Origin of the sequence: Priestia sp. Y58 (assembly GCF_029522095.1) — a bacterium.
Lineage (GTDB): Bacteria > Bacillota > Bacilli > Bacillales > Bacillaceae_H > Priestia > Priestia megaterium_E.
This window is the reverse complement of sequence record NZ_JAKWFL010000001.1, coordinates 200,461-226,001: the sequence shown is the minus strand read 5'-3', so window position 1 is coordinate 226,001 and position 25,541 is coordinate 200,461. Positions and strand designations below refer to the sequence as shown.

General features: G+C 37.5%; 31 protein-coding genes. 20 read left to right on the top strand and 11 right to left on the bottom strand.

All coding sequences use genetic code 11. From position 1 onward, the window contains the following. Positions 1–27 precede the first annotated feature (27 nt). The 3 genes from MMB68_RS01280 (at position 28) to MMB68_RS01270 (ending at position 2,187) form a co-directional block, all read left to right on the top strand. On the top strand, positions 28–537 hold the full coding sequence (locus MMB68_RS01280) for a GNAT family N-acetyltransferase (RefSeq protein ID WP_269870315.1): 510 nt from the start codon (positions 28–30) through the stop codon (positions 535–537). A 119-nt stretch (positions 538–656) separates the two neighbouring features. After that, the gene (locus tag MMB68_RS01275; RefSeq protein WP_277447246.1) at positions 657–1,499 is read left to right on the top strand and encodes an ATP-binding cassette domain-containing protein; all 843 of its coding nucleotides are present in this window, start codon (positions 657–659) and stop codon (positions 1,497–1,499) included. A gap of 1 nt (position 1,500) precedes the next feature. Beyond that, entirely contained in the window at positions 1,501–2,187 is a 687-nt protein-coding gene (locus MMB68_RS01270) for a hypothetical protein (protein ID WP_043976646.1), read from the top strand. A 27-nt stretch (positions 2,188–2,214) separates the two neighbouring features. Here the strand turns inward: MMB68_RS01270 and MMB68_RS01265 are convergent, their stop codons facing one another. From MMB68_RS01265 to MMB68_RS01255, 3 genes are all read right to left on the bottom strand, one after another. Continuing rightward, positions 2,215–3,033: a glycerophosphodiester phosphodiesterase family protein gene (locus MMB68_RS01265; protein WP_277548042.1), complete on the bottom strand. Its 819-nt coding sequence runs from the start codon at positions 3,031–3,033 to the stop codon at positions 2,215–2,217. Between the two features lie 128 nt (positions 3,034–3,161). Continuing rightward, positions 3,162–3,785, bottom strand: a complete 624-nt coding sequence (locus MMB68_RS01260) for a class F sortase (protein WP_153255348.1) — start codon at positions 3,783–3,785, stop codon at positions 3,162–3,164. Then, a complete protein-coding gene (locus MMB68_RS01255) occupies positions 3,782–4,591 on the bottom strand; it encodes a DUF4397 domain-containing protein (RefSeq protein ID WP_014458575.1) in 810 nt (269 codons plus the stop codon). Before MMB68_RS01255 ends, MMB68_RS01260 begins: the two co-directional genes overlap by 4 nt. Before the next feature lie 258 nt (positions 4,592–4,849). Here MMB68_RS01255 and MMB68_RS01250 point away from each other — a divergent pair, with 258 nt between their 5' ends. From MMB68_RS01250 to MMB68_RS01230, 5 genes are all read left to right on the top strand, one after another. Further along, positions 4,850–5,740: a YitT family protein gene (locus MMB68_RS01250; RefSeq protein WP_013058693.1), complete on the top strand. Its 891-nt coding sequence runs from the start codon at positions 4,850–4,852 to the stop codon at positions 5,738–5,740. 224 nt (positions 5,741–5,964) lie between these two features. Then, positions 5,965–6,720: an alpha/beta hydrolase gene (locus MMB68_RS01245; RefSeq protein WP_221783492.1), complete on the top strand. Its 756-nt coding sequence runs from the start codon at positions 5,965–5,967 to the stop codon at positions 6,718–6,720. 105 nt (positions 6,721–6,825) lie between these two features. Beyond that, positions 6,826–7,194 carry a GntR family transcriptional regulator gene (locus MMB68_RS01240; protein ID WP_013058691.1) on the top strand — a complete coding sequence of 123 codons (369 nt, stop codon included), beginning with the start codon at positions 6,826–6,828 and terminating at the stop codon, positions 7,192–7,194. Beyond that, positions 7,191–8,060 carry an ABC transporter ATP-binding protein gene (locus tag MMB68_RS01235; protein ID WP_277447252.1) on the top strand — a complete coding sequence of 290 codons (870 nt, stop codon included), beginning with the start codon at positions 7,191–7,193 and terminating at the stop codon, positions 8,058–8,060. Before MMB68_RS01240 ends, MMB68_RS01235 begins: the two co-directional genes overlap by 4 nt. Continuing rightward, the gene (locus MMB68_RS01230; protein WP_277548039.1) at positions 8,060–8,755 is read left to right on the top strand and encodes a hypothetical protein; all 696 of its coding nucleotides are present in this window, start codon (positions 8,060–8,062) and stop codon (positions 8,753–8,755) included. The genes MMB68_RS01235 and MMB68_RS01230 overlap by 1 nt, the downstream gene beginning before the upstream one ends. A 38-nt stretch (positions 8,756–8,793) precedes the next feature. Here MMB68_RS01230 and MMB68_RS01225 read toward each other — a convergent pair whose 3' ends face one another. After that, on the bottom strand, positions 8,794–9,396 hold the full coding sequence (locus MMB68_RS01225) for a DUF3885 domain-containing protein (RefSeq protein WP_013058688.1): 603 nt from the start codon (positions 9,394–9,396) through the stop codon (positions 8,794–8,796). Positions 9,397–9,626: 230 nt separating this feature from the next. On the opposite strand from MMB68_RS01225, the gene MMB68_RS01220 reads away from it, so the two are divergent. Beyond that, entirely contained in the window at positions 9,627–9,995 is a 369-nt protein-coding gene (locus MMB68_RS01220) for a hypothetical protein (protein ID WP_013084654.1), read from the top strand. Positions 9,996–10,001: 6 nt separating this feature from the next. On the opposite strand, the gene MMB68_RS01215 is transcribed toward MMB68_RS01220, so the two are convergent. From MMB68_RS01215 to MMB68_RS01205, 3 genes are read right to left on the bottom strand one after another with little or no spacing between them, the layout of a single operon-like run. Next, positions 10,002–11,129, bottom strand: coding sequence for a Ger(x)C family spore germination protein (locus tag MMB68_RS01215; RefSeq protein ID WP_277548038.1), 1,128 nt, complete (start codon positions 11,127–11,129; stop codon positions 10,002–10,004). After that, positions 11,126–12,229, bottom strand: a complete 1,104-nt coding sequence (locus MMB68_RS01210) for a GerAB/ArcD/ProY family transporter (RefSeq protein WP_269870310.1) — start codon at positions 12,227–12,229, stop codon at positions 11,126–11,128. Before MMB68_RS01210 ends, MMB68_RS01215 begins: the two co-directional genes overlap by 4 nt. 21 nt (positions 12,230–12,250) lie before the next feature. After that, on the bottom strand, positions 12,251–13,681 hold the full coding sequence (locus tag MMB68_RS01205) for a spore germination protein (protein WP_016765285.1): 1,431 nt from the start codon (positions 13,679–13,681) through the stop codon (positions 12,251–12,253). A 118-nt stretch (positions 13,682–13,799) separates the two neighbouring features. Between MMB68_RS01205 and MMB68_RS01200 the strand changes: the two genes are divergently transcribed. From MMB68_RS01200 to MMB68_RS01190, 3 genes are all read left to right on the top strand, one after another. Next, positions 13,800–14,204: a secondary thiamine-phosphate synthase enzyme YjbQ gene (locus tag MMB68_RS01200; protein WP_269870309.1), complete on the top strand. Its 405-nt coding sequence runs from the start codon at positions 13,800–13,802 to the stop codon at positions 14,202–14,204. Positions 14,205–14,306: 102 nt separating this feature from the next. Continuing rightward, positions 14,307–14,432: a hypothetical protein gene (locus MMB68_RS01195; RefSeq protein ID WP_016765283.1), complete on the top strand. Its 126-nt coding sequence runs from the start codon at positions 14,307–14,309 to the stop codon at positions 14,430–14,432. A gap of 582 nt (positions 14,433–15,014) precedes the next feature. Then, entirely contained in the window at positions 15,015–15,140 is a 126-nt protein-coding gene (locus MMB68_RS01190) for a hypothetical protein (RefSeq protein ID WP_013058681.1), read from the top strand. A 130-nt stretch (positions 15,141–15,270) separates the two neighbouring features. Here the strand turns inward: MMB68_RS01190 and MMB68_RS01185 are convergent, their stop codons facing one another. Both MMB68_RS01185 and MMB68_RS01180 read right to left on the bottom strand, forming a co-directional pair. Continuing rightward, entirely contained in the window at positions 15,271–15,813 is a 543-nt protein-coding gene (locus MMB68_RS01185) for a 5' nucleotidase, NT5C type (protein WP_057242965.1), read from the bottom strand. A 134-nt stretch (positions 15,814–15,947) separates the two neighbouring features. Then, positions 15,948–16,625, bottom strand: coding sequence for a C40 family peptidase (locus MMB68_RS01180; protein ID WP_016765281.1), 678 nt, complete (start codon positions 16,623–16,625; stop codon positions 15,948–15,950). 345 nt (positions 16,626–16,970) lie between these two features. Here MMB68_RS01180 and pfkA point away from each other — a divergent pair, with 345 nt between their 5' ends. Next, positions 16,971–17,930, top strand: coding sequence for a 6-phosphofructokinase (pfkA, locus tag MMB68_RS01175; protein WP_013058678.1), 960 nt, complete (start codon positions 16,971–16,973; stop codon positions 17,928–17,930). A gap of 26 nt (positions 17,931–17,956) precedes the next feature. On the opposite strand, the gene MMB68_RS01170 is transcribed toward pfkA, so the two are convergent. Next, a complete protein-coding gene (locus tag MMB68_RS01170) occupies positions 17,957–18,100 on the bottom strand; it encodes a hypothetical protein (protein WP_277548034.1) in 144 nt (47 codons plus the stop codon). A gap of 158 nt (positions 18,101–18,258) precedes the next feature. Here MMB68_RS01170 and MMB68_RS01165 point away from each other — a divergent pair, with 158 nt between their 5' ends. The 5 genes from MMB68_RS01165 (at position 18,259) to safA (ending at position 22,472) form a co-directional block, all read left to right on the top strand. Next, entirely contained in the window at positions 18,259–18,657 is a 399-nt protein-coding gene (locus MMB68_RS01165; protein ID WP_013058676.1) for a universal stress protein, read from the top strand. Positions 18,658–18,669: 12 nt separating this feature from the next. Beyond that, positions 18,670–19,389, top strand: a complete 720-nt coding sequence (locus MMB68_RS01160; RefSeq protein WP_047749958.1) for an NAD-dependent protein deacylase — start codon at positions 18,670–18,672, stop codon at positions 19,387–19,389. Positions 19,390–19,503: 114 nt separating this feature from the next. After that, positions 19,504–19,734, top strand: coding sequence for a YuzI family membrane protein (locus MMB68_RS01155; RefSeq protein ID WP_140451039.1), 231 nt, complete (start codon positions 19,504–19,506; stop codon positions 19,732–19,734). Positions 19,735–20,346: 612 nt separating this feature from the next. Then, complete coding sequence (locus tag MMB68_RS01150) at positions 20,347–21,711, top strand: hemolysin family protein (RefSeq protein WP_277548031.1); 1,365 nt, start codon at positions 20,347–20,349, stop codon at positions 21,709–21,711. 137 nt (positions 21,712–21,848) lie between these two features. Beyond that, a complete protein-coding gene (safA, locus tag MMB68_RS01145) occupies positions 21,849–22,472 on the top strand; it encodes a SafA/ExsA family spore coat assembly protein (RefSeq protein ID WP_277548029.1) in 624 nt (207 codons plus the stop codon). Positions 22,473–22,512: 40 nt separating this feature from the next. Here safA and MMB68_RS01140 read toward each other — a convergent pair whose 3' ends face one another. After that, positions 22,513–23,619, bottom strand: coding sequence for a mechanosensitive ion channel family protein (locus MMB68_RS01140; protein ID WP_025750169.1), 1,107 nt, complete (start codon positions 23,617–23,619; stop codon positions 22,513–22,515). Positions 23,620–23,910: 291 nt separating this feature from the next. Here MMB68_RS01140 and MMB68_RS01135 point away from each other — a divergent pair, with 291 nt between their 5' ends. Next, on the top strand, positions 23,911–24,876 hold the full coding sequence (locus MMB68_RS01135; RefSeq protein WP_221783831.1) for a bile acid:sodium symporter family protein: 966 nt from the start codon (positions 23,911–23,913) through the stop codon (positions 24,874–24,876). Between the two features lie 157 nt (positions 24,877–25,033). Then, entirely contained in the window at positions 25,034–25,486 is a 453-nt protein-coding gene (locus MMB68_RS01130; protein ID WP_277548026.1) for a CBO0543 family protein, read from the top strand. Positions 25,487–25,541 lie beyond the last annotated feature (55 nt).

Below are 25,541 nucleotides of genomic sequence, written 5' to 3'. Positions count from 1 at the left end.
TAAAACATAAGAAACTAAGGTGAAAAAATGAATATACGATTGTTGGTAAAAGAAGACGCTGACGTGTACTTTGAACTCCGTCTTCGTGCTTTAAAAGATCATCCCGAAAGTTTTATTTTAAGTTATGAAGAAGAATATGAAAAAGAAATTGCTGATATCCGAAATTATTTTCCAAGCAGCCAATCAGAATTTGTAGTAGGAGCTTTTATGGAAAAACAGCTTGTGGGGATCGTGGGGTTTCAACAGCAAAAGCCTTTAAAAGTTCAGCATAAAGGAGATATTTGGGGGATGTACGTAGCCCCTGAAGCAAGGGGGAAAGGTCTTGGAAAGAAGCTGTTAAAAACCGCTGTTGAACAAGCTTTTTTCCAAACAGAGGTATTGCAAATCTACCTGGCCGTTGCTGCTGAAAATAAAGGAGCAAAAGCCCTATACAAAAGCCTCGGTTTTACTTCTTATGCGTATGAAAAAAGAGCTCTTCAAGTAGATGGTGAATTTATCGATGAAGAGCATATGGTATTGTCTATAAAAAGCCTTTGATTAGATCAAAGGCTTTTTTGTACGGGAAAAATTTAGCTGAAACGTATAGAGATGGAAGCACATTCCCCATAAATATGCTATGATTTAACATATAGGATTATGGAGAGGCGAGGCAGCAGATGGAAAAACTGATTGAATTAAAAAATGTTGCAAAATTATACAAAAAACACACCGTATTAGAAAACATTCATACGACCCTTTATAAAGGAGAGACTGTCGCGATTGTTGGAAAAAACGGTGCGGGAAAAAGTACGTTTTTAAAGCTAATTGGCGGATTATCGAAACCGACTAAAGGGACAATTCACCTTCATAAAGAAACTGGTACGCCTGGATTTGTGGTGGAACAATTTCCTCAGGAGCTCCGTTTTACGCTAGCCGGTTATTTGCAGCACATGGGACGAATTCAAGGATTGTCTAAGAAAAAGCGCACCTCTAGAATTGAAGAGCTGCTCGAAACTTTTGAAATGGTAGAGTTTAGACATGAAGAAATCATTTCTTTTTCAAAAGGAATGAAGCAAAAAGTCAACATGATGCAAGCGCTGCTGAGTTCTTCTAAGCTGCTATTGCTTGATGAACCTCTATCAGGATTAGATGCTCGTGCTCAGCTAGAAGTAGAACGAATTTTTACAAAGCTTAAAGAACGAGGGATGACCATTGTATTTACGTGTCATGAAGAAAGGCTTATTCATGCTGTAGCGGATCGTGTGATCACCATTGGCTCACAGCGCATTTTAAAAAATGAGCGCGTTCAACTCATTGAGCATTTAACGGTTATTGAGGCAAATGTCATTCTCAATAAGCCGCTTCGTTTATTAAAAGAAAAGTGCACGAAAATTGAACAGCACGGAAACTACTGGATTTTTTATATAGATAAAAAATATGTAAACGAGTTTCTTGCAGAATTACTTGCTGTTCAAGGTGAAGTTGTAAAGCTATATCATATGGAAAGGGAAGAAATTTAAGATGGGTGCATTGATTCGCTATCATTTTATTACATACATTAAATCGTATCGATATATTCCGCCGCTTGCACTTTATATTATTTCGCTGTGTATGAACTATACATATAGACCGAACCCGGTGCTTGATAGCTTTTTTAATACGGCACTTTTCCTCTTTTTTCTAACCACTTGGTTTACGATGTCGCTGTTTCACGCGGAAGATTCTAGTCAAGAAGTTATTACAAAACTTCATGTAGGGAAAAAGAACAAGTACTTTATGAGCAAGCTTATTAGCTGTATGCTGCTGTTTACGTTTTTATCAGCGGTTTCCATTGCTTATCCCGTGCTGCTTGATATGTTTGAAGTGGATATATCCACTAAGCAAATGGTGTTTGGGTTTATTATTCACTGGACGTTTAGTTTGCTTGGTATGAGCATAGGCCTTGTTTTCACAAGAGATGTTGTAAGAGAAGGCAGCTTATCGTGGTTTGGACCTCTATTTATTTTAATCGTTACGCTTGCAGCGGCAGGCGTTTCATTTCCGTATCAAGGAGGGGGACTGCTGCTGTATGTATTGCCGCCCGTATCTGCAATCATTCAATTTATTAACGAAGGATTAAACAAATTTTTGGTGTTTGGCTGGGCTTTGCTTTATGCCATAGCATTAATTAGCCTGTACTTATGGAGAGCGAATAGAAGAGATGTATAAAGAATAAACACTTGCCGCGGCAAGTGTTTATTTATTATGAAGCACGTTATAAAGACGATCCGGGTAATTAGTAAACATGCCGGTTACGCCCCACTCGATAAGCGTTCTCATTTGTTTTTCATCATTTACTGTATAAGGATGAACGTCTAAATCATATGAGCGAGCTTTTTGTACATATGACTTTGTCAGCGTGTTTGCATTAGGACCAATGCCGTTTGCGTACTTTTTGATTTGTCTGAACTGCTGATCTGTTAACATATTGGTTTGCTTAGAACGAATCAGTTGAATTAGTTTCATAGTAGGTCGGTATCGATGGACAGTTTTTAAGCTTTCAGGACTAAATGATTGTACGATGACGTGATTGGTATGAATGTTGTACTTAGCCATCAACGTTAATAATTCCTTTTCCATACCGGGATATTCATGAGGAGATTTTGTTTCAATATAATAGTTTGTTCGATTGCCAAACGTACGGAATATTTCTTCTAAAGTTGGAATGACGGCTTTTTTATTACCTTTTCCTGCGTTCAAACGCTGAAGCTGCTTCACTGTATACTGTTTTACATATCCTGTTCCATTTGTCGTTCGGTCAACTTTGTAGTCATGAATTGCTACAAGCTGCTGATCTTTAGACATGTGAAGATCAAGTTCAATGTAATCCGCTTTTTGCTGGACGGCCGCGAGATAAGATTGCATCGTATGCTCTGGCTCGTACCCTGATGCGCCTCGATGAGCAATAATGGCTACGTTTTCTGCTTGAGTAGAAGCTGCCTGCGTATGTATAAACATAAAAATGCCGCATAAACAAAGAGTGAGTGAGCTTACAAACCACCATTTTCGTCTCATATCAAAACTCCTTTTTATTGAGGGATCGTGCATTAGTTTACTAGTGAGATGTTGTGTTCATATTAAGGCTGTGTAAATATTTAAATAAAACGACCCAGTATGTAATTAAAAGTAATAAACGCCGATGTTTAGTGAGAAACATCGGCTGTTTTTTCCGGGCGGAGGCTTGTATAAATAACGAGCCTGCGCTCATGAGTTTTCTGTTTATGATCAAACGTTCCTGTACAGGTGATTAAATTAAGCTGGTGTTGAAAAGTTGGACCGAAAATCTCTCTGATAGGAGCAGAATCTCGGGGATAAGAAGCTTTATTGGTAACAACGAAGGTCAGCTGATCCCCTTGCTGATCGGTTACAAAAATTTCGTCTCCTTTTGTGAGCTTGTCGAGATGATAGAAGATAGCGGGTCCTTTTTGATCATCAACATGTCCTGCAATGACCGCATTTCCTTCCTCTCCGGGTCTTGCTCCAAGCTTGAACCAAGCTACATCATGACCATTATCAGGAACGCTCATTTCACCTTGGTTAGTAAGGCCCATTCCTTTTATAAAAGCCTTAATATGAAGCTTCGGAATAATAAGCTGAGATGGAAGAGGCGTAGAAGCAGTTCCTGAAGATTTCAAGGATTGAGCCGATTTTGTTTCAGCCATCTTCACAACAAAATTCGTCGAGCCGTTTGCAATTGCTGATTGGGCAAACCAGCTGCTCATGAATAGTATCAAAGAAAAGGTGAAAACCCCTCCTATCCACTTCATTCGCTTTCGTATCCTCTGTGACGACGAACAACAAATATAGCGACTGCTCCAATTCCTAATAAAGTAAGAACTGGCACAATTGAATTATAATTATCCTGTGAAGCACCGCCCATACCTGTTTTTGGCATTTCGGAAGGCATAGCCGTATTATCTTTTAATAAAAGCGTTTCAAGACTGTCGGCTTTGTTAATAGCGAGCACTGTGTAGACCGTGTTGGCTTCTAAATTAAGGTTTGGAATGTCCAGTACTTTTTTATTGTCTTGACTAGTTGCGATGGTTAAATCATAGGTTCCGGCATCTACTTCCGAATAATTTGTCATTTGTTTAAAAGCAGTGTCTTTAAACAAAGTAGGGCCGTGATTAATACCTACATTAACAGCGGGAGCATCTGGAGAAAAGTGAGCAATTCGAATTTTACTCTTTCCTTTAGCTACGTTCATATCATCTTGAGCTACTTTTAATTCTAAGTGTGCAACTTGGTTAATAGCAGCAAGAGTATAGGCCTTGTTTGCTTCGACGGTTATATTAGTGGAAATGACAGGTTTTTCTTTTCCTTTTGTACCTATGGCATATACCTCTACTTTATGAGACCCCGCAGGTACTTTAAGGTAATCTGTCACATCTTTAAATGATGCGCCGACTACGATGCTTTGATTGTCCACATATATATCTACTTCAGGCGCATCAGGTGACGCATGCACAACTCGTATCATCGCCTCCTGCACAGCTGCAGAAGTGAAATTATCTGAAAAAGCTAGCAATAAAACTGCGAGTAAAGAAGCAGCAATAATCTTTACACGGTTCATAACGTTTTACTCTCCTTTTAATCTAAGTTTGTCCTGTTAGTCCCGTATGAAAAGTGGTGGGCATTCATTCACTTTTGAACGTACTCGGGCATTTATTCACTTGTTATCATCTACAATTTTATCCAATATATGCATAATTTATTTCATTGAATGAAATTTTTGTAAAAGTTCAGGTAAATAGTTTGAATTTTGTGATAATATTAAAATAAGGGTTTGGTTAGTAGTTGATGTCTCTATCACAAAAGGAGGGGAAGTTATGTGCTGCAAACGAATCATGAAATAAAAAAAGTTGTTCATCGTTCGCTATCAGCTAAAATGATTGTAAAGCGCATGCTGTTTATTTTAGTGGGAGCCCTTTTAATGGCCGTCGGGCTAGAATTTTTTCTTGTCCCTAATGAGGTTATTGACGGTGGAATTGTAGGTATATCTATTATTTTATCCCACTTAACGGATGTTCAAATCGGCTTTTATATCTTCGTATTAAATCTTCCATTCTTTTTTATTGGCTACAAGCAAATTGGAAAAACATTTGCGCTATCTACGCTTTTAGGTGTTATCATTCTATCCATTGCTACCTCTATTTTTCACGACTTGCCGGTCTTAACAGGTGACCCTCTTTTAGCCACTGTGTTTGGCGGAATTGTTCTCGGTGTGGGAGTAGGAATTGTTATTCGGTACGGAGGTTCGCTAGACGGCACCGAGATATTAGCTATTTTATTTAATAAGCGTACGCCTTTCTCCGTAGGTGAGACGATTATGTTTTTTAATTTATTTATTTTGGGAAGTGCCGGTTTTGTATTTGGCTGGGATCGCGCTATGTATTCTTTAATGGCTTACTTCATTGCTTTTAAAACGATTGATATTGTAATTCAAGGGTTAGATGAGTCTAAGTCAGCTTGGATTATCAGCGAACAATATGAACAAATTGGCGAAGCAATTCTTGCTCGTTTAGGGAGAGGCGTCACGTATTTAAATGGGGAAGGGGCGTATACGGGAGATGATAAAAAAGTCATTTTTTGTGTGATTACCAGGCTTGAAGAAGCAAAGCTAAAAGCGATTATCGATGAGATAGATCCATCTGCTTTTTTTGCTGTAGCAGCTATTGCTGAAGTTAGAGGAGGGAGGTTTAAGAAACGAGATATTCATTAGTGAAGGTTGTCTGCTAATGAGGCTGTCCCGTTATTACTTGCAGCAGCCTTTTTAATTTTCTCTCTTTGTTTCGAGTATATGGAATAGTTTATGTCACTTCTGCTGCGCGCTGCTTTGGGTATATCGAACCTCTCTTTTTTCTTGTATATCTTTAAAACAAACATGTAAAATGTCTAAAAGGTATAAAAAGAGTACATAGTAAAAAAACAGAAAGAGGGAGTGACATGAAAAAAACGTTAAAAATACTAGGAGTCGGTGTAGTAGTTCTTGTTGCAGTAACCGTGGCTTTTTTTGTTATATGGTCAGGCTTTGATTACGAACCTTCAAAGCAGCTTCATTCACTAGTAGATGAGAAAAAAGTAGTGAAGAAAGACGATTATTACGTATTCAAGCCTCAAACGAACAAAGAGATAAAAGCCGGCTATATTATTTATCAAGGTGCTAAAGTAGAGCCGTTAGCATATGGCTATTATGCTCAGCAAATTGCAAATGAAGGATATTTTGTTGCTGTGGTAGATTCTCCGTTTAATATGAGTTTTTTTAGTCAAAACAAAGCGACGGATATTGTGAAGAGCTATCCGAAGATTTCCGCATGGTTTATCGGAGGTCATTCCCTTGGAGGAGTGAGTGCAGCCTCTTATGCGTATGATCATCAAAACTCAATAAAAGGCTTAGTTCTTTTAGCATCGTATCCGATGAATAAAAATAATTTTTCAACTTCCACTTATCCTATTTTGTCTTTAACCGGTGAGAAAGATGGTTTGTCGACGCCTGAAAAAATTAAAGAAACCAAGCATTTACTTTCAAAAAATACGGAGCTGGTCCAAGTAAAAGGAGCTAATCACGCACAGTTTGGAATGTATGGGAAACAAAAAGGCGATAACAAAGCCAGTATTTCCCCTAAAGAGCAGCAGGATGAGCTAGTAAAAAAAACGGTCAAGTGGTTAAACAGTCAAATGAAAAAGTCCGTCAGTAACTAAATGACGGACTTTTTTTCTTTTTTTGGAAATAACGTTTGAAAAAATAACCAGTTAGTTATATAGTTAGTTACATGAGTAATGAACCACTTAAGTGAGGTAGTCAAAATGAAACAATCATTAGATCATCAGCGACCAATTTTTCAACAAATCAAAGAAACCATCGAAGAGAATATTTTGAATGATGCTTTTCCAGAAGAAGAAAGAGTACCGTCTACGAATGAATTTGCCAAAATGTATCGCATTAACCCTGCAACGGCAGCTAAAGGAATTAATCAGCTAGTTGACCACGGAATATTGTATAAAAAGAGAGGGATAGGGATGTTTGTATGTGCGGGCGCCAAAGAAGTATTGCTTACACAAAGAAAAGAAGAATTTTATAACCGTTTTATCGTTCCCCTGAAAAAAGAAGCACAACATTTGGGGATTACGGTAAACGAGTTAAAAGAACTGTTAGACAAGGGGGAAATAAAATGAATATAGAAGCGCAGCTATTAAATAAATGCTATGGATCCAAACAAGTGCTAAAGGACATTTCACTTACGCTAGAAAAAAATAAAATATACGGATTGCTAGGGAGAAACGGAGCGGGGAAAACGACTCTTATGCAAATTGTAGCCGGACATACTCCAGCTACGACAGGAGAGGTAAAGGTGGGACATCAATCTCCGTTTGAAAACCGCTCTGTTTTGCAAAACATCTGCTTAATTAACGAAAGCGGAAATTTCAAAAAAACATTAAAAGTCAAAGACGTACTAAAAATCGCGTCACTTTTTTATCCTCATTGGAGCCAAGAAACGGCTGAAAGGCTTATGGGAGAGTTCGATTTAGATTCCAATACGAAAGTTAAGGCATTATCTAAAGGAATGGAATCAGGACTAGGGATTATTGTGGGGCTATCTTCTCGCACGAGCATCACAATTTTTGATGAACCTTATATTGGACTTGATGCTGCGACGCGAGCGCGTTTTTATGAGCTTTTATTAGATGAATATGAAGATTATCCACGCACCATTATTATTTCAACGCACTTAATTGATGAAGTGAGTAATTTATTTGAAGAAGTTCTGATCATGCAAAAAGGAAAGCTGATTCTTCAGGATACGGCAGAAAATTTGCAGCAGCGCTGTGTAAGTGTAAAAGGACCTAAAAGTCAAATTGAAGAATATGAAAAAGGAAAGCAAGTAATCCATGAACAAGTATTCGGAGGAGAGAAAAAAATAGTGCTCTTTAATGAAGATATTTATGCTGAAGAACTTGTCGACCGTTCATTTCATGTAGAAGCTGTTCATATCCAGGATATTATGATTTATCTTACATCAAATCGTGGAGGTGTAGCGTAATGAACGGACAGTTTGCCGCCATTAGTTATTCGCTTTACGTTGAACTGAAGTATTTAATGATTCGCTTTTGGACCATACTGTTAGCTTTTGTTGTAGTAGATATTTTAGTGTTCAGCCAGGTGAACGAGCATCTTCTATTAGTAACAAGTATGCCGCAGTACATCTTTTCAGGTATTGTAAGTTTTATTATCATTCGAAAAAGCTTCTCCTTTTGCTTAAAGTTAGGAGCTACTCGTAAAGCATATCTTTTAACGATGACCTGTGTTTTTGCTTTATTTGCAATTGTGATGTCCCTTATCAATGTTGTCATCATGAGCATTTCAATAAAGGTGATTAATAGTTTGAATTTAATGAATGTTCAGCTTTATTATGCAAGTGATTTTATCTTTCATGACCCTACTGTCGCTATTCACTTTTTAACGGACGCTGTATTTATCTTTTTTATTACAGCAGCAGCATGTTTGCTCGGCAGCATCGTTTACAAATTCGGGCAAACAGGAGGGATGATCACCGGTGCTGTTTTAATTTTACTATTTACCATTCCAGTGACAAAAGAACCGGTTATTCATTTTATAAAAAGCTTTTCGAACGAGTCGCTGTTACTTACATTCGGAACAATGGTTATCGTAAGTTTTCTACTCTTTCTTATCAACTGGCTGTTTTTAAAAAAAGCGTCGCCTGCTCATCAAGCCTAATAAAAAAGCAATCATTCCTTTGCTGAATGATTGCTTTTTTACTGTACTTTTTTTGAACAAGCTGCATCAATATCTAGAATCCAGTCGTGAAACTTTTGCTGAAGAAGTTGAAGAGAAGACTGATTGTTCGATACAATGTCCAGTCCGCGCTCGTCGTATAGGTGGAAGATGGTTTCTTTATTCAAATTCACAATGTAACACTCTTCTTCAATAGCCGGATGAATATGAAGATCACGGTTGGCAATTGATTGCAAAAGAAGCTTTTCTTTCACATCATTTGTTTTACAGGCAATAATATACTCAGCGTTATTTAATAATGCTACGGATTGAACTTCTTGTTTCTTCAGGCGAGAGCGAATGAATTTTTTAATAGCTGTTTCTTTTTTCTTTTTTAAAAGTAAATCATCCTGTGCAGCATTCGCTTTGAAAACAAGTAACAGCTCATCATTTTTTTCATGGAGTGTTTCAAAAATTTCATAAGCGCGTGCGTACACATTTTTCATGTATTCTCGTTCCCATACGCCTTTTTGATTGGTAAGCGTAAAGCGGATACCTGCGGGCGCGTTATAAAAAAGAGGTCTTTTCATTTGAACATTTGGAAACATTGTTGTTAAGTATGATTGAAGCCGCATTGTAGTCATACGCAACACCTCATTTAGTTTAGTCCTGACTTAATATGTTGAGTTTAGTCTATCACGTGATTAGCTAAATTTGTAAAGAAGTAATGTTATTTAATCAAAAGGTAACCAAACTGTTATATTTTGTTGATTTTGCATTATTTCTTTACACAACCTTTGCGGATGAACAGGTTTTTTCATACGCCTGTCGTATTACTTAACGTAGTAACGACGTGAAGAAAGGATGATATAAGGTGAAAAAACAGCTTGTTCTTATTTCAATTATTACAGCTGCTTTCTTTGTGCTCATTTTTCACAAAACGATCTTTCAAGAAGGTAATCCTCTTCCCATTGCATGGAGTATTGTAAAATTAAAGTCTTCAGGCGAAGACGTTGTGCAAATATCGGATAAGCCTAAAAGGTATCTCATTCATTCAGATGACTACTTAACGTTTATTAAACAAATGAAAAAGAAAAAAGTGAATTTTCAATATCAAGATGATAAAAAATTTTATTTTAATAACGACAATGAACGCCAGCTGTTTGTGAGCAAAAACTATACCGATAAGTTCACGATTATGGAACTAAAGAAAAAAGAGCTGACTGAAGCTGGCGTTGAGTAATAAGAGCTAATCCCTGCCCTGTGTCCCAAAATCTTTAATTTGAACATGAACATGATAGTCGATGGTCGACTGGCTAAATATTTCATCCCATTCATGCTGATGTTTTTTCCAAAAATGAGGATAATGAATCCGTACGTAATCATGCAGGTCAATCACATCAGCTTTGTAATTATTTTGTAATAAGCGAAGTGTTTTTTCTGCGTCTTTTCGAATGATTTTTTCTATTTTTTTTTCGGTGTTCTTTACATTAGAGGCGGCAAGAGCCTGTTTTGAAGTCTCCCAATCTTCTGATAGCCTGCCGCTCGTTTGAACGTTGATGTCAAAATGAACGGAGTGATTTGAATCAATCCGGGCCTTCACATCTTGCTGAACATCTCCAATTTCATAGGAAAAGGGGTATGACCCGTGTTTGCCGTAAATAATTCCGCCTTTAATATTCCCCGTTAACCACGTTAAACCCTCCACTTGGTGCTGAGTTAAGGTGAATTTTGCTTTTTTATCTTTTATGATTGCCGCACCGTCTAGTTCAACGCTATTTTTAATTTTAGAAAGCCGCTGTATTAAAAAGCTTTGATCGGTTTTTAACTTGGCCGATAGCTCTCCCATTGTTAGGGGATTTAAAATTTTATTCGTTTTGAATTTATTGTAAACAAGCTCGTAAATTAAGTTTACAGGGGGTACAGACATTCCTTGAATCGTTAAAACGTTTTTAGCATCGCCTTTTGTAACAAACGCAAGGCTGCTGCGCCGTATTTCATTATCACGGACAAACTGATTGATAAGCGCATCCAGAGGGATGGTCTTGCTCGCTTTTTCTCCTATTAAAAGTGCTCGCTGGTGCTGACTGTATATAGGATCAGATTTCAGCGAAATATTTCGCGTGATTTCATGAATAGTAGGACCAGCTGTTGTAATGTTCTTGTATGGAATGGAAGAAGACATATTTCCGGATTCAGTCTCGGTTAACGTTTGATGAGTCAGAACAAGCTGATTTTTTCCTGTTTTTGGTTCGATTTTAGGTGTGATATCCATTGCCACTCCTATAACAAGAGCAAGTTGTTCAATATTTCGATGGCTCATACAGCCGCATAATAAAAAAATGGTCATCATGACAGGAAGACATTTTTTCGTCATTTGAACACAACCTTTTTTATTTTCATTAACATGCTGAAAAAAAGAGGGATAACTAAAAATGTCACTAAAAATGCCCAGCCTAGTACCGTTGAAAAATTTGACACGTCGCTTGCTGTTTTGGGCGCTAAAGCGCTCATAAATAGAACGGGCACAAGAAAGATAATATTAGTAGTTGATCGGTTTTTGAAAATTTTTTTAAATCCTGAAACAGCTAAAAAGAAATACATTACAAAGGTTAAAAAAAACTGAAGAAGCCAGACAATAAGTAAAAATAATTCAAGCCTCTCAAAGAAAATTCCTTTTACTTCATGCGTCTGAACAAATTCAATTGTAGGCCAAACGGTCGTTTTTACCTCCGGAACGGATAACGCGCCGACAACTAATACGTAAGTGACAATATATAAAAGTAAAGGAATGGAAAATCCGATGATAGAAACTTTTCGTAAATGATTTTTGTTTTTCATATGCTTTGGAAGAAATACAATTGTTTCAATTCCTAAAAAAGAAACAGAGACGGTTGTAAAAGCAGAAAGAAGCGGGCTGAATCCATCGGCTAACACGGGCTGTAAGTTTTTTAAATCGACCATTCCGATACTAAGAAGATATAAAATAAGAAGAATGATGACCGTTACAGGAAAACATAGGGCCATTACTTTTCCAATAGAATTAATACCGCCAGTGATTAAATAGACGCCTGTCAAAATAAACGAAAGGATAATTAATTCAATGGGCATCGTTTCCAGTAAATAAAAATGAATCATTTCTGCCATAGCTCTTACTTCGAAACTTGCTACAGATGTGAAATAAACGACTATGGCGAAGTTGAAGATATTCCCAATCAGCTTGCCGGTTACTTCTTGCGTGAAGTCAAACATACAGCTAATCGTAAAATATTTAACCATCCAGACTAAAAAAAGAACAATTCCAATAAACAAAAGGCCGTCCATAATCAGTACAATCCATCCGTCTGCATTATTTGTCTGATTTGTAATGCTGCTTGGCAGTGTTAACAAACCGACGCCCAGCATGGTTGAAGAGATAATTGAAATGGCATAAAAGTCTGAAAGAAGCTTGCTTGATTGTGACTGTGATTGTTCCATATGGTCCTCCTTTTGTCAGTTTTATTTGGCTTTATTTTTAGACTGTTTTAGACTTTTGTTTGGCAGACGAATATAAGAGTCTTTCCACGCTTTTTTATTTAACGCAAAAAACGGTTTGAAGTAAGCCATACCAAAACTTTCGAGCTTGGTTAGATGAATGACGAGAACAAGAAAAAACATGGTAACTCCGTATAATCCAAAGATTGCTGCAATCATCATAGATACGAAACGCAAAATTCGAAACGAAAGGCCAATTCCGTACTGAGGAACTGTGAAGGACGCAATTGCCGATACGGATACAACAATAATCATAACGGAGCTAACGATATGGGCTTCCACCGCTGCTTGACCAATCACAACCCCGCCTACAAGTCCAACTGTTTGTCCGACAGGAGTAGGGAGACGCAGCCCGGCTTCGCGCAATAATTCAAGCGTCACTTCCATGACCACTGCTTCGATAAAAGGAGAAAAAGGAACGTTTTCTCGTGTGGCCGCAATCGTAATAGCTAGCTCAGTCGGAAGCAGGCCTTGGTTAAACGAAACGAGTGAAATATAAATAGCTGAAAAGAATAGGGTAATAAAAATAGACAAGTACCTTAGTAATCTTAGCAATGAACCAGCTATCCATCTTTCGTAATAATCATCGGGTGATTTCATAATCATATCGAAAGTTGTAGGCACTAAAAGAGCAAAAGGAGAGCCATCTACTAAAATGGCTACTCGCCCTTCATTCACCGCAGCGAGAACACGATCCGGTCTTTCTGTATTTTGTACTTGAGGGAACGGTGAGTAAGGTGCTTCTTCTAAAAATTCTTCAATCATTCCTGAGTCTTGAATGTTATCTAAAGGAATGTCTAATAATTTCTCTCGGACTTGATTCACGATGTGAGTTTGACAGTGTTTATTATGAAAAACGATACTTGTTCGATGTTCCTTTGTATTTCCAATATAAATGTCTTCAATAACCATTTCTTCTTCGGTAGAACGCTGCCTTAAAAGACCAAGGTTTTCATCTAAGTTTTCGATAAGAGCAATTTTAGGGCCACGCACTACTTTTTCTGTTGTAGGTTCACTTAAAGAGCGCTGTTTGGTCATAGACATATTCAGCGAGTATGCCGTGGTGCTTTCGCTAATAAACAGCAAGGGCTGACCTTTAAAAAAACACGAGATCGCTTGCTTGTATGTATAAACTTCTTTGTCTTTAATGACAGAAATAAACGAATCGATGTCATCAAGTGTTTGCGTTTCACTTTTTGCTTTTGTCTCAACAACATGCTGAGTAAGATTATCAAGTTTTTCTCCGTCGACTAATCCTTGGAGATAAATAATGCATATATATTTTGTGGGAGACAGCCATAATTTTTTGGAACCAACATCTGTATTTTGACCCACCAAATCTAGAAATGTTTGAACGGTGTAGTCTGCATTGGGCTGAAATTTTGAATCGAGCATAAATAAACTCACCGCCTGTTGTGTTAATGAGCTTAGTGTTTACGATGTAAAAACGAGTTATGCGAAAAATGTGGAAGAATAGAAAAGATATGTTATGGTAAAGAAAAGAGGTGATGGTATGCTACATTCATTTACGTTAAAAACGAATAAGCGTGACGAAATGATTGACGTTACGAGTCAGGTGCAGGCAGTACTAAGAACAGAAGGGTTAAAAGAAGGGGCTGTAGTTGTTTACTGTCCTCATACAACCGCTGGTATAACAATTAATGAAAATGCGGATCCTGATGTAAAAACGGATATGATCCGACGCTTCGATGAAGTATATCCTTGGGAACATAAGTTAGATCTTCATATGGAAGGAAATACGGCGGCGCATCTCAAAGCGAGCACGGTCGGCTCCTCTCAGCATATAATCATTCACGATGGGCAGCTGCTGCTAGGAACGTGGCAAGGAATTTATTTTTGCGAGTTTGATGGACCAAGGACTCGTACGTATTATGTGAAAATTTTATCCCTGCAATAACTTTTTTTCATACTCATTGTCCAACTTTCTTTTTAAAGTTGTTATAAAACAAAGTTTAGTTAATATAAATGTTATATAACAGTTAAAGGGAGAGATTGAACAATGGAAAAGATCGGTGCAGAACAAGAAACAGTAAAAAAAGAAAACGAAAAAACAAATTTTACATGGGTGGAAGAATACCCAACTATTTTAGATATTGTTAACGAGTATTACAGTACGTGTCGATAAAGTGAAGAGATAAAATTATTTTAATTGAAAGAAGATCCGAATGAGTTTGATTCTTGCTTGAGAATTTAACGCGTTCGGATTTTTTTATTGGTAGGGTGGACGTAGGTTTCATGTATGTAGACGAGGAGGCTCATCGGCCGGCCGCAGAAAACGAAGTCTTACTCGGGAATCAACAGCGATGCAACAAGCAGTCGAGATCATTTATCTCACTTGTTCGTCTTTAAGTTGGATTGATTTAGTTATGTCTTAATATCTTTTTTTATAAAAAAAGATATAATAGTAGCAATTTTCCTAAAAGGTTTAATATAATAAATATTAGGGTACTGAATTGTATGAAATAAAGATAAAACGCATCGTTTCATACTATTTCCTTTTTTACCGCTAGTATAGCCTTGAAGAAAAAGTTTCATTTGATATACTAACTATACGCTTAGTCTTTAAGATAAAGATGAAGATTCATTGTCATTGTTACACGCAGTGAATGAGCTGCCTTTGCTTGGCGAAAACGTCGTACAAACAAAGACAGATAGCGAATTGTTTTGGGTGCGTTCATTTAGTTCAAAACAGGGAGGCGATTAGTCTATGTTACTTGTACGTATGGCCATGATTGGTTTCTTTTCATTAACAGCCATATCATTGTTTTCTTTTCAGTCCGTTGAGATTATCCATGCTATTATGGACTTTTTCTCATCAGCTGATAAATATTAAAAACTCATATATTTCTTAAATAAAAAGCGGATAGCCCTTAGTGGGCTATCCGTCAAAAACCGCCCCGCAAGGCGGTTTTTTTATGCCTGTATTTGTTTTCTGATGACGAATTCTACATGTTTTTTTGAGCTCAACATTCGTTGAAATAAGTGTTCACGTACTGTTCAAACTGAAGCCAATCGTCCACGCGAGGGACATTTACTTCTTCGTTATACGGGTAGCTCATGGCAACAGCATGGCGACCTGTAGCTTGAAAAGCCTTCAAATTATGCGGTGCATCATCAAATAGCAAGTCTCCGTATATTTTATCTTTTTGGTGTGTAAACACGATATTGTACTTTCCGATAAACGGAAGGTGTTTTTCAACCCACTGCTCTTTTTCAGTATAAGCATAGGTACGACTGCTTGTGACAATTAAAATGGAAAACCTTTCATAAAGACGTTTAAGAACCTCAACAGCATGAGGCAGAGGTTTTAAATGTAAAAAAAGCCCCGGCTGATCGAGGTAGTCATAAATTTTTGTGCCGCACTCCGGCTTTACATACTTTTCTGATTCCCAGCATTTTAACTTTTCAACCGATAAGCTGTCGCAATAATCTTTGTTATATTGGTTATGCCAATCCGTCATAAGATCACAAATGACAGAATCCATGTCAATTAAAAGGGTGTGCATTTATTCAACTTCCTTTACAGTATTCATCTACACGCTTGGTTTTGCAATGCGCTGCTTCCACTATACCAAATCTTTTACATGCAGAAAAAGAGCAAGCCGTATCAAAATCGCACAGCTTGCCCTTTTTATCGAAACTACATTCTTTTAGCACCTAAATAGCGTTTGCTCCAATAGCTCTCTTTTAGAGAAGAGATGCTCACACCTTTAGAGGAAGAGCAGTGAAGAAACTGGTTATTCCCTAAATAAATTCCTGCATGAGAAGGTCCTTTTGTATAAGTTTGAAAGAATACAATGTCTCCAGCTTTTGGACTTGAGACGCGCGTTCCTTTTTGATAAATTTGCGCTACTGTTCGAGGAAGCTGAACTCCACCGCCATGTTTGAACGCATAGCCAATAAAACCGCTGCAGTCAAAGCCGCTTGGCGTTGTTCCGCCCCAGCGATATCGAACGCCCATATACTGTTTTCCTTTGTTAATCACTGCGTTAGGGTTATAGCGCGCTGAGCTAGAAGGCGATTTGCCCTTTGCTGAAACGCCTAGTTTAGCATACGTTCCTTTTCCGACAATACCATCCGCTGCTAGTCCATTTTTGCGCTGAAATGATTTTACAGCAGAAGTTGTAACAGTTCCAAAGTATGTAGTCGTATTCCCTTTAAAATAACCTTTATTTTTCAACGTTTGTTGTAGTTGTTTAACATCTTGGTGATTCATGCCTTGGCGAAGCGTTTGGTCGCCTAGAGCCGCTTGGCTGACAATCGGGCTAGTAGAAACAATAACGCCAGCAAGCGTAAGAGCTGCTATTACTTTTTTCATAAAACTAGTACCCCCTGAAAATTTTTCCTGATTTGAGTAAATTCATCATATCATCTTTCGACAGTGTTCTACGTTACAATTTCATTACATATATGAAAAAAATGAAATATAAAGGTGAATATAGTCTTATAAAAGCTGTAACTAAAAGGGTTCTTTAGATGTGCAATATTGCTAGAAAAACTTTGAATATTTGACGGTAAATAACTAAAAGATATGAAAAAGTATGTACATTTAAAATTTAACAAAGAAATATGTTGTGAATTACTACACAAAAAGTTCGAACTCGGGTAAAATGTAGAACTATAATATAGTAGTCATGTATGTGACTTTGATGAGGTGAAAGTAATGAAAAGAATAGGTGTATTAACAAGCGGCGGAGATTCTCCAGGTATGAATCCTGCGGTTCGTGCTGTTGTGCGTAAAGCAATTCATGAAGGTATGGAAGTTTACGGTATCTATCAAGGATATCAAGGGTTAATAGAAGGAAATATTAAAAAGCTAGAAGTTGGAGATGTTGGTGACATCATTCAACGCGGTGGAACTATGCTTTATTCTGCAAGATGTCCAGAATTCAAAACAGAAGAAGGGCGTTTAAAAGGTATTGAAAACCTTAAGAAGCACGGTATTGAAGGCTTAGTAGTTATTGGTGGAGACGGATCATATATGGGAGCTGTAAAACTAACAGAGCTTGGTTTCCCTTGTATCGGTATCCCAGGAACAATTGATAACGACATTCCAGGAACAGATTTTACATTAGGATTTGATACGGCTCTTCATACGGTTATCGATGCAATTGATAAAATCCGTGATACGGCGACTTCTCACGAGCGTACGTTCATTATTGAAGTTATGGGGCGTAATGCAGGAGACATTGCTCTTTGGTCAGGTCTTGCTGGCGGTGCAGAAACAATCCTTATCCCAGAAGCAAAAGATGAGTTCCAAGAAATGGTTGATCGTTTGAGAAAAGGACAAGAGCGCGGTAAAAAGCACAGCATTATCGTAGTAGCCGAAGGTGTAGCTAATGGTAATGAAGTAGCGAAACAGCTTCATGAAGCTGCAGGTATTGAAACGCGTGTAACAGTATTAGGACACATTCAGCGCGGTGGTTCCCCAACTGCTCAAGATCGTGTGCTAGGAAGCCGTTTCGGCGGTCGCGCAGTCGAACTTCTGCTAGAAGGTAAAGGCGGCCGTGCAATCGGTATCCGTAAAAATGAAATTGTAGATTATGATATTATGGAAATTTTAGGTGAACCTCACCATATCAATGCTGATATGTACCGTTTATCTAAAGAACTTTCAATCTAATCCCAGTGTTTCTGAGGCGAAACTTCTTATATAGAAGGAGTTTCGTCTTTTTTTGATTGCATGCCTGTCCCTTCGCAGTGTTTGCATGTTTTCATGTAACCGATACCAGGAATAACGACTAGCTTTCCGAGCCCTTTGCAAAAAGTACAAATTAATTCAAAACCAAACATTGGTTCATCCCCTCTGTACACGTTTTCTTTCAGTTTATCATAAAAGTAGACAAATAATTTTAAAAATTATAGAAATAATCAAAAAAATGATTACATTTGAACAGCGAGTGATATAGTAAAGAGAGAAGACCATTTTATAAAAGAGGAGAGGAAGCGTGATGTTTAAACGAATTTTACTTGCCTCAGATGGCTCAGAGCATGCAGCTAAAGCAACAGAAAAAGCCGTTCAGCTGGCTCAGCTGACGGAAAACAGTTTTATTCAAGTTATTTATGCAGTAGAGGGTGATTCAAGGTTAAAATCACTTAGCCGCGACGAGGAACGGGAAAGTCGGATACATACAACGGATGAAATTTTAAAGCAAGGAAATGTGGAGTATGAGATTACCTTTATGCACGGAGACGCGGCTAAAACAGTGATTCAATTTGCTAATCAAAATTCATTTGACCTTGTAGTAATAGGAAGCAGAGGGTTAAATCCTGTAAAAGGAATGCTGCTTGGAAGCGTTAGTTCTAAGATTGCACAGCAAGTAACGATTCCTGTGCTAATTGTTAAATAGGAGAGAAATGCAATGTCAAAACAGTATAAAGAATTAAAACAGCTCATTGATGATGCTAAACACATTTGTTTTTTTACAGGAGCTGGAATGAGCACAGAGTCGGGCATACCTGACTTTCGCTCTCAAAATGGCTTATATCGCCAAAACAAAAGCTTTGTGGACATAGTAGCTGCTGACTTCTATGAACAGTATCCTCATGAATTTTGGCCGCTGTTTAAAGAAATTTTTCATATTAAAATGCTGCATCAGTACAAAGCAAATACGGGTCATCGCTTTATTGCTGAACTAGAAGAAGCCAAAACTGTGCATGTGATTACGCAAAATATTGATGGCTTGCACCAAGATGCAGGAAGCACGAACGTTTTTGAAATTCATGGGTCCATTAAGAGAGCTCATTGTCCGAGCTGTAAAAAAGAGTATGACTTAGCGTATTTAAATCAGTCAGCCCTCCCACAATGTACAGCGTGTGAGCGCCTTTTAAAGCCAAATGTTGTTCTCTTTGGAGATGCCATTCATCAGTTCGATGAAGCAGTTACAGCAGCGCTGTCATCTGATTTATTCATCGTGCTTGGTTCATCGCTTGAAGTAGCACCGATTAATCAGATTCCGCTGCTTGTGAGCCGGTACAATCTTACAAATATGGTGATGATTAATAAAGAACCTACGCATTACGATTATTTGTTTGATTTGGTTATCTACGATTCCATTGGACAAGTGGTCGCAAATTTATAAGCGTCTATGTATGAACATAGCGCTTTTTTAGCATTTAGTGATAAAGTGTAGGGATGTATCATATGGTGTAGTACATCATCCATTCGCTAATGGATAGAAGGGATGTTTTTGCATATGAGTGTAGGCTTGAGAGTTTGTCTCTTCATTGTTGGTATTGCACTCAAAGTGACAGCTGTTTTGACTTTGATTTTTGAAATGAATCTTGTCCCTATTCACGGAAGGAGTCTTACTTATTATGCTGAAGCGATAGGTATGAAACTCCCCATTATCTGTTTTATCCTTGGTTTTTTTTGTGTAGCAGCAAGCTTTTATTTACCTGCTAAAAATCGCCGCACCAGTAAATAGCAAGGGCAGGAGACTAACTAAAACGTTTGACTGCAAAGTTTTTAACATTTAAAATAAAGTCAATAAGTTTAAAAAGAAATAGGATAATTATTCCTTAATCTTTTTAGATATACGGAAATAGAGGTGATTGGATGGGGCAGTGTACCACGTTGGCGAAGTAGCATTATATGCACCAGTGTCAAAGCGTACAATACAGTATTATACAAACCAACATTTGCTTCACGCATATCGCTCTTTATCACATGATCGCTCTTTTAAGACGTTAACAGACTTTAACTTTATAAAGATTGGAAACTACTAAATTTTTTATAAATGAATGGAAGAGAGAATCAGCGCTGAAGCAACATCATGAAATGAAGCGATGTGAGCCATTGCTTCACATCTAGAACAGCTGAATAAAGAATGACCTGCTACATTAACGAGTGAAACGTGAGATAAGGAAGAGAGACTGGCAGTTTTGCTCCATATAAAAATGTTTATACATTTATCATGTGATTCCTCCTTATATGCACTTTTCCAAGTGATCAGTACAGGGATAGAGTTCTTTATCCAAATTTTTTATTTTTTAGGAGGTGAGTCCTTACTCGTTTTTCAACGAGCTAAGGAACTTGATTGGACATATTTAACTTGATTTTACTAGCGGTACTGATTGCATTAACTGCTTTTTTCGTTGCTACCGAGTTTGCGATTATTCGCGTGAGGAGTTCCAAAGTGGATCAGCTTATAGCAGAAGGGAGCAGCAATGCAAAAGCTGCGAAGCAAGTTATTTCAAATTTAGATGAATACTTATCTGCGTGTCAGCTTGGTATTACGATTACTGCGCTGGGAATTGGTTGGTTAGGAGAGCCTACACTTTCGCATCTCCTGTCACCATTACTTGATCAACTAGGGATAAGCGGAGCTTTAACAAAAGTATTATCTGTTGCGATTTCTTTTGCGATTGTTACATTTATAAACGTTGTGGTCGGAGAGCTTGCTCCGAAAACATTTGCAATTCAAAAAGCAGAGAAAGTCACTTTATTATTTGTTCGTCCGCTTATACTCTTTTACAAAGTAACCTATCCGTTCATTTGGTTATTAAACAGTTCTTCTCGTTTAATAACAGGGCTATTTGGTCTAAAGCCTGCTTCAGAAAATGAGCTTGCACACAGTGAAGAAGAGCTTCGCATCTTGTTATCAGAAAGCTATAAAAGCGGTGAAATCAATCAATCGGAGTTTAAATATGTAAGTAAAATTTTTGACTTTGATGATCGTGTTGCCAAGGAGATTATGGTGCCGCGTACGGAAGTCGTTTCGATTGACCAGGAAGATACGGTCGAATACATCCTTGATATGGTGCAAGAAGAACGGTTTACCCGCTATCCGGTCATCGATGGAGATAAAGACCATATTATTGGAATGGTCAATATGAAAGAGATTTTAACCGAGATTGTCATGAACAACAGCAAGGAAAAAATAGATTTAAAACAGTATATCCGTCCTGTTATTGAAGTAATTGAATCGATTCCTATTCATGATTTATTGCTTAAGATGCAGCGTGAACGCATCCATATGGCTATTTTAATTGATGAATACGGTGGAACAGCAGGGATTGTAACAGTAGAGGATATTTTAGAAGAAATTGTCGGTGAAATTCGTGATGAATTTGATGCGGATGAACTTCCATTAATTCAGAAAGTCAAACCCGATCATTATATTGTAGATGGAAAATTATTAGTAAGTGAGCTTAACGAGCTGCTTGGCACGACAATTGATGATACGGATGTTGATACAATTGGAGGCTGGGTCTTAACGGAAAAATATGACGTCAAACAAGGAGAAAGCCTTAGCTTTGATCAGTATGATTTTACCGTTACGAAAATGGAAGGCCATCACATTCAATATATTGATGTGATTAAAAAACGTCAGGTACATCAAAGTACGGATGAAGCGGTTAATGTGTCGGACATGAACCAGTCACAGGCTTTATCTTCATAATAAGAAGGCGCATTGCGAAAGAGCAGTGCGTCTTTTTTTAAAAGAAAGTGTGGAGGGAAGATGACAAAGTCATATGATGGAACTATGGGATAATATTACCGCTATGAATCTTGAAATCAATTTGCTTTAATAAAAGTATGAAAACTCTATCAAAACTTTTATTAGTAACATTGTTGTCTGTCACTCTAGCTTTTGGTCTTAATAACACTGCGCAAGCAGCAACCGTACATACCGTTCAATCGGGAGATACGATGTGGAAAATAGCAGTAAAATATCAGGTGGGCGTTTCCGAGCTGATTGAAGCGAATTCTGCTATTAAAAATCCTAATTCGATCTATCCGGGACAAAAAATTACCATACCAACAGATAAAGCGGGAAGTTCATACGAAGAGAAAGTGGTTCAGCTAGTGAATCAAGAACGTGCTAAAGTAGGGCTTAAGCCTTTAAAGTCTAATTGGGAAGTAGCTCGCGTGGCTCGCTATAAATCGCAGGATATGATTGATAAAAATTATTTCAGTCATACATCGCCTACGTATGGAAGTCCGTTCGACATGATGAAAAAATTTGGCATTACATACAGTACAGCAGGTGAAAATATCGCTGCTGGACAAGCAACTCCAAAAGAAGTGGTTAACGCATGGATGAATAGCGAAGGTCACCGTAAAAACATACTATCAAGTCAATTTACCGAAATCGGAGTAGGTTACGCTAAAGGCGGAAGCTACGGTCATTACTGGACTCAAATGTTCATTTCAAACTAAAGAAGAAAGGAAAAAAAGCTGACTACTAAGTCAGCTTTTTTTAGCTTCGAGCACTTTCTAGAAATTCTTTTGGATTGCCAGAAAGCTTTCCGTCCTGCTCAACGATGAGTGTGCGCGTAGGGAAAGCAAATTCTACGCCTTCTTCTTCAAGAATGTCCATAATTTCGAAGTTTATATTTTCTTTTACATCTAAGTAATCAGCAAAAACGGTTGTATTTGTAAAGAAATACAGATAGATATTTAAACTAGATTCATAGAAACCGTCAAAATTTACAAGAATCGTTTCATTGTGAATTTCTTCGTGCTCAGTCAGCATCTTTTTAATTCTTGCCACTACGGTTTCTAACTTTTCTTTTGGTGTATTATAATTCAAGTTTAAATGAAAGGCAATTTGACGTTTCCCCATTTTAGCCCAGTTAATAATAGGTTCATTAGAAAGAGTAGCATTTGGAACCGTTACGACTGCTTGAGCGAACGTTCGAACTTTGGTGCTTCGAAACGTAATATCTTCTACAACGCCTTCAACACTTGGTGTTTTAATCCAATCTCCAATGGTAAAAGGCTTTTCAGTAATAATTACGATTCCGCCGAATAAATTACTAACGGTGTCTTTTGCGGCTAGGGCAAAAGCAAGACCACCTAAGCCAAGCCCCGCTACAAAGCCGTTTACGTTAAAACCCCATTCTTCTGCGATGATGGAGATAGAAAGCATAACAACAACGATGCGGATGAACTTTTCAATAAAAGGAATAATGATTCGATCCACTTGGATATCAAAATTTTTGGCAAACGTTGCAAAAAATAAATTGGTAGAAGCAGCTAAATTATACAAGCCCCATCCTGCAAGGCCAACAGAAGCTGAACGAACTAAATGTCTTTCCGTGTCGGCTGTTAAAACATCAAAGGGAAGATAGGGAAGAGCAAGCTTGAAACCAATAATCACAAAAATCCAGCGCAGCGGCTTTTCAAAAGCTTCTAAAACGCTCGTAATTAAATTGATTTTTTTATTTTTGACAAAACCAATAATAAACTTAAACAAATAAGTCGTGAAAAGCTTGCGAAGAATTAAAAAGATCAAAAAGATCCCAATCGCAATCACGATTTTTTTCCAATCATCTAATGATGATAGAGATTTCAAAAAATCCATACAATCCTCCTAGTTACCAAAACTGTGCTACAGTCCATTTATATCCGTCAATTGAAAGCATTTCTATGTAGAGTGTTCTTTACCCTAAATTCATGCTTTTTAAAAGCTTCTTCCCTATTAAAATAGCACAAAAATACCTGTAAATCTATTTAAGTGATAATTATGAATATATCTCTTTTTAGTAAAAGAGACAGACAATAGTCTGAAAATAAGTTGTATAATAAATAGGTGATATTATAAACGTTAATTTATCTTATTATTTATTTAAAACGTGCGTTGGAGGGAGAAGCTTTGTTAAGTCAATTAAATAGAATGCTAGAAAAATTGATGCCGTTTATTACGCCTGTCAGCTTGCTCATAGGAGTTCTTATCGGTTCGTCATTAAGTCAGTATACCTTCTTAATTCCATGGCTTTTTGCATTAATGACGTTTGCCGGAAGTTTGAATTCAAACTTTCACCAGTTAAATGCCACGATACATCGTCCATTTCCAATCATTATGGCCCTGTTTGTTTTACATATTTTTATGCCAGCGTGGGCTTGGAGCGTTGGCCAAGTGATTTTTCCACATGATGTATTTACAAGCACGGGTCTTTTGCTAGCAGCAATTATTCCAACAGGAGTGACTAGTTTTATATGGGTCTCGATTTACAAAGGAAGCATTCCTCTTGCACTATCCATTATTTTAATTGATACTCTTTTAGCACCGCTTATCGTTCCTTATACGCTTTTATTGGTGGTTGGAGACACCGTGCATTTGGAAGCGCTAAAGTTAGTCAAAGATTTATGTTTTATGATTGTCCTTCCATCTTTGTTAGGCATGTGCTTAAATCAATATACAAAAGGAACAATTAAGCAGACCTTAGGACCAAAGCTGGCACCTGTTTCGAAAATAGGGTTAAGTGTGATGGTTATGGTAAACGGGGGAGTGATTGCACCTTATTTAAAACATATTGATAAAAAACTGCTGTTTATTATCGTGATCGTCTTTTTAATGAGTTCAGCTGGTTATTTCTTCAGCTGGATGATTGGCAAATGGCTAAGATGGGACCGAGCAAAAGTTGTGACGCTTACGTTTTGCGGAGGCATGAGAAATATTAGCGCCGGAGCCGTGTTAGCCGTATCTTATTTTCCAGCTCCCGTTGCTGTACCGGTCGTATTAGGGATGTTATTTCAGCAGGTATTAGCTGCTTTATCAGGGCGTTTAGTTCAAAACTATTACGAGAAAAAAGACGCTGAATTTGCTTCATTGAAATAAATGGAAAAAGTAAGGGACGAACCATAGTAATCATAAAGTAAGCACTCTGTTTTAATAAGGAGAGATAAGGGGCTTGTACGCTTGCTGTGTTCAAGGTAACGAGATGATTAGAAATAGGTACGGTGTGGCATACTAGAAAGAAAAAGGTCGGATATTCTTGCTTATCAATATAGCGCTGGCGTTTGTTTTACCTTGGGTTTTCGGCACCCTCTATTTACATCCTAAAAATCGTCGTTTACTGCCTTTAGTAGGAACTGCTTTTTGCATTTTAGCAATCGTTATCAATGAATTAGGGAGCTATTATGGCTTTTGGAAACTCCGGACTTCTTTAGAAAATGAAGCATTAGAAGCGCTGCCTTTTAATTTAGGTGTTTATCCTGTATTGGCCAGCTATATGATTTTTTTAATCCAGCGAATCGGAAAGCCTCATTTTTTTATTTTTCTTATTGCGCTGTTTACAACATTTTTAGAAGGAACGTATATGTATATAGAAAGAGTTATATACGGAAACGGATGGAATCTCGGCTGGACATTTTTTTCCTACTGGATTCCGTACAGCGTAATTTATTTATACTATAGGTATTTGGTTAGCCTTAGACTGCTTCACTAGAAGAAAAAAAGAAGTAAATTTGCACAATAAAAAAAGCCGTGAATATTCACGGCTT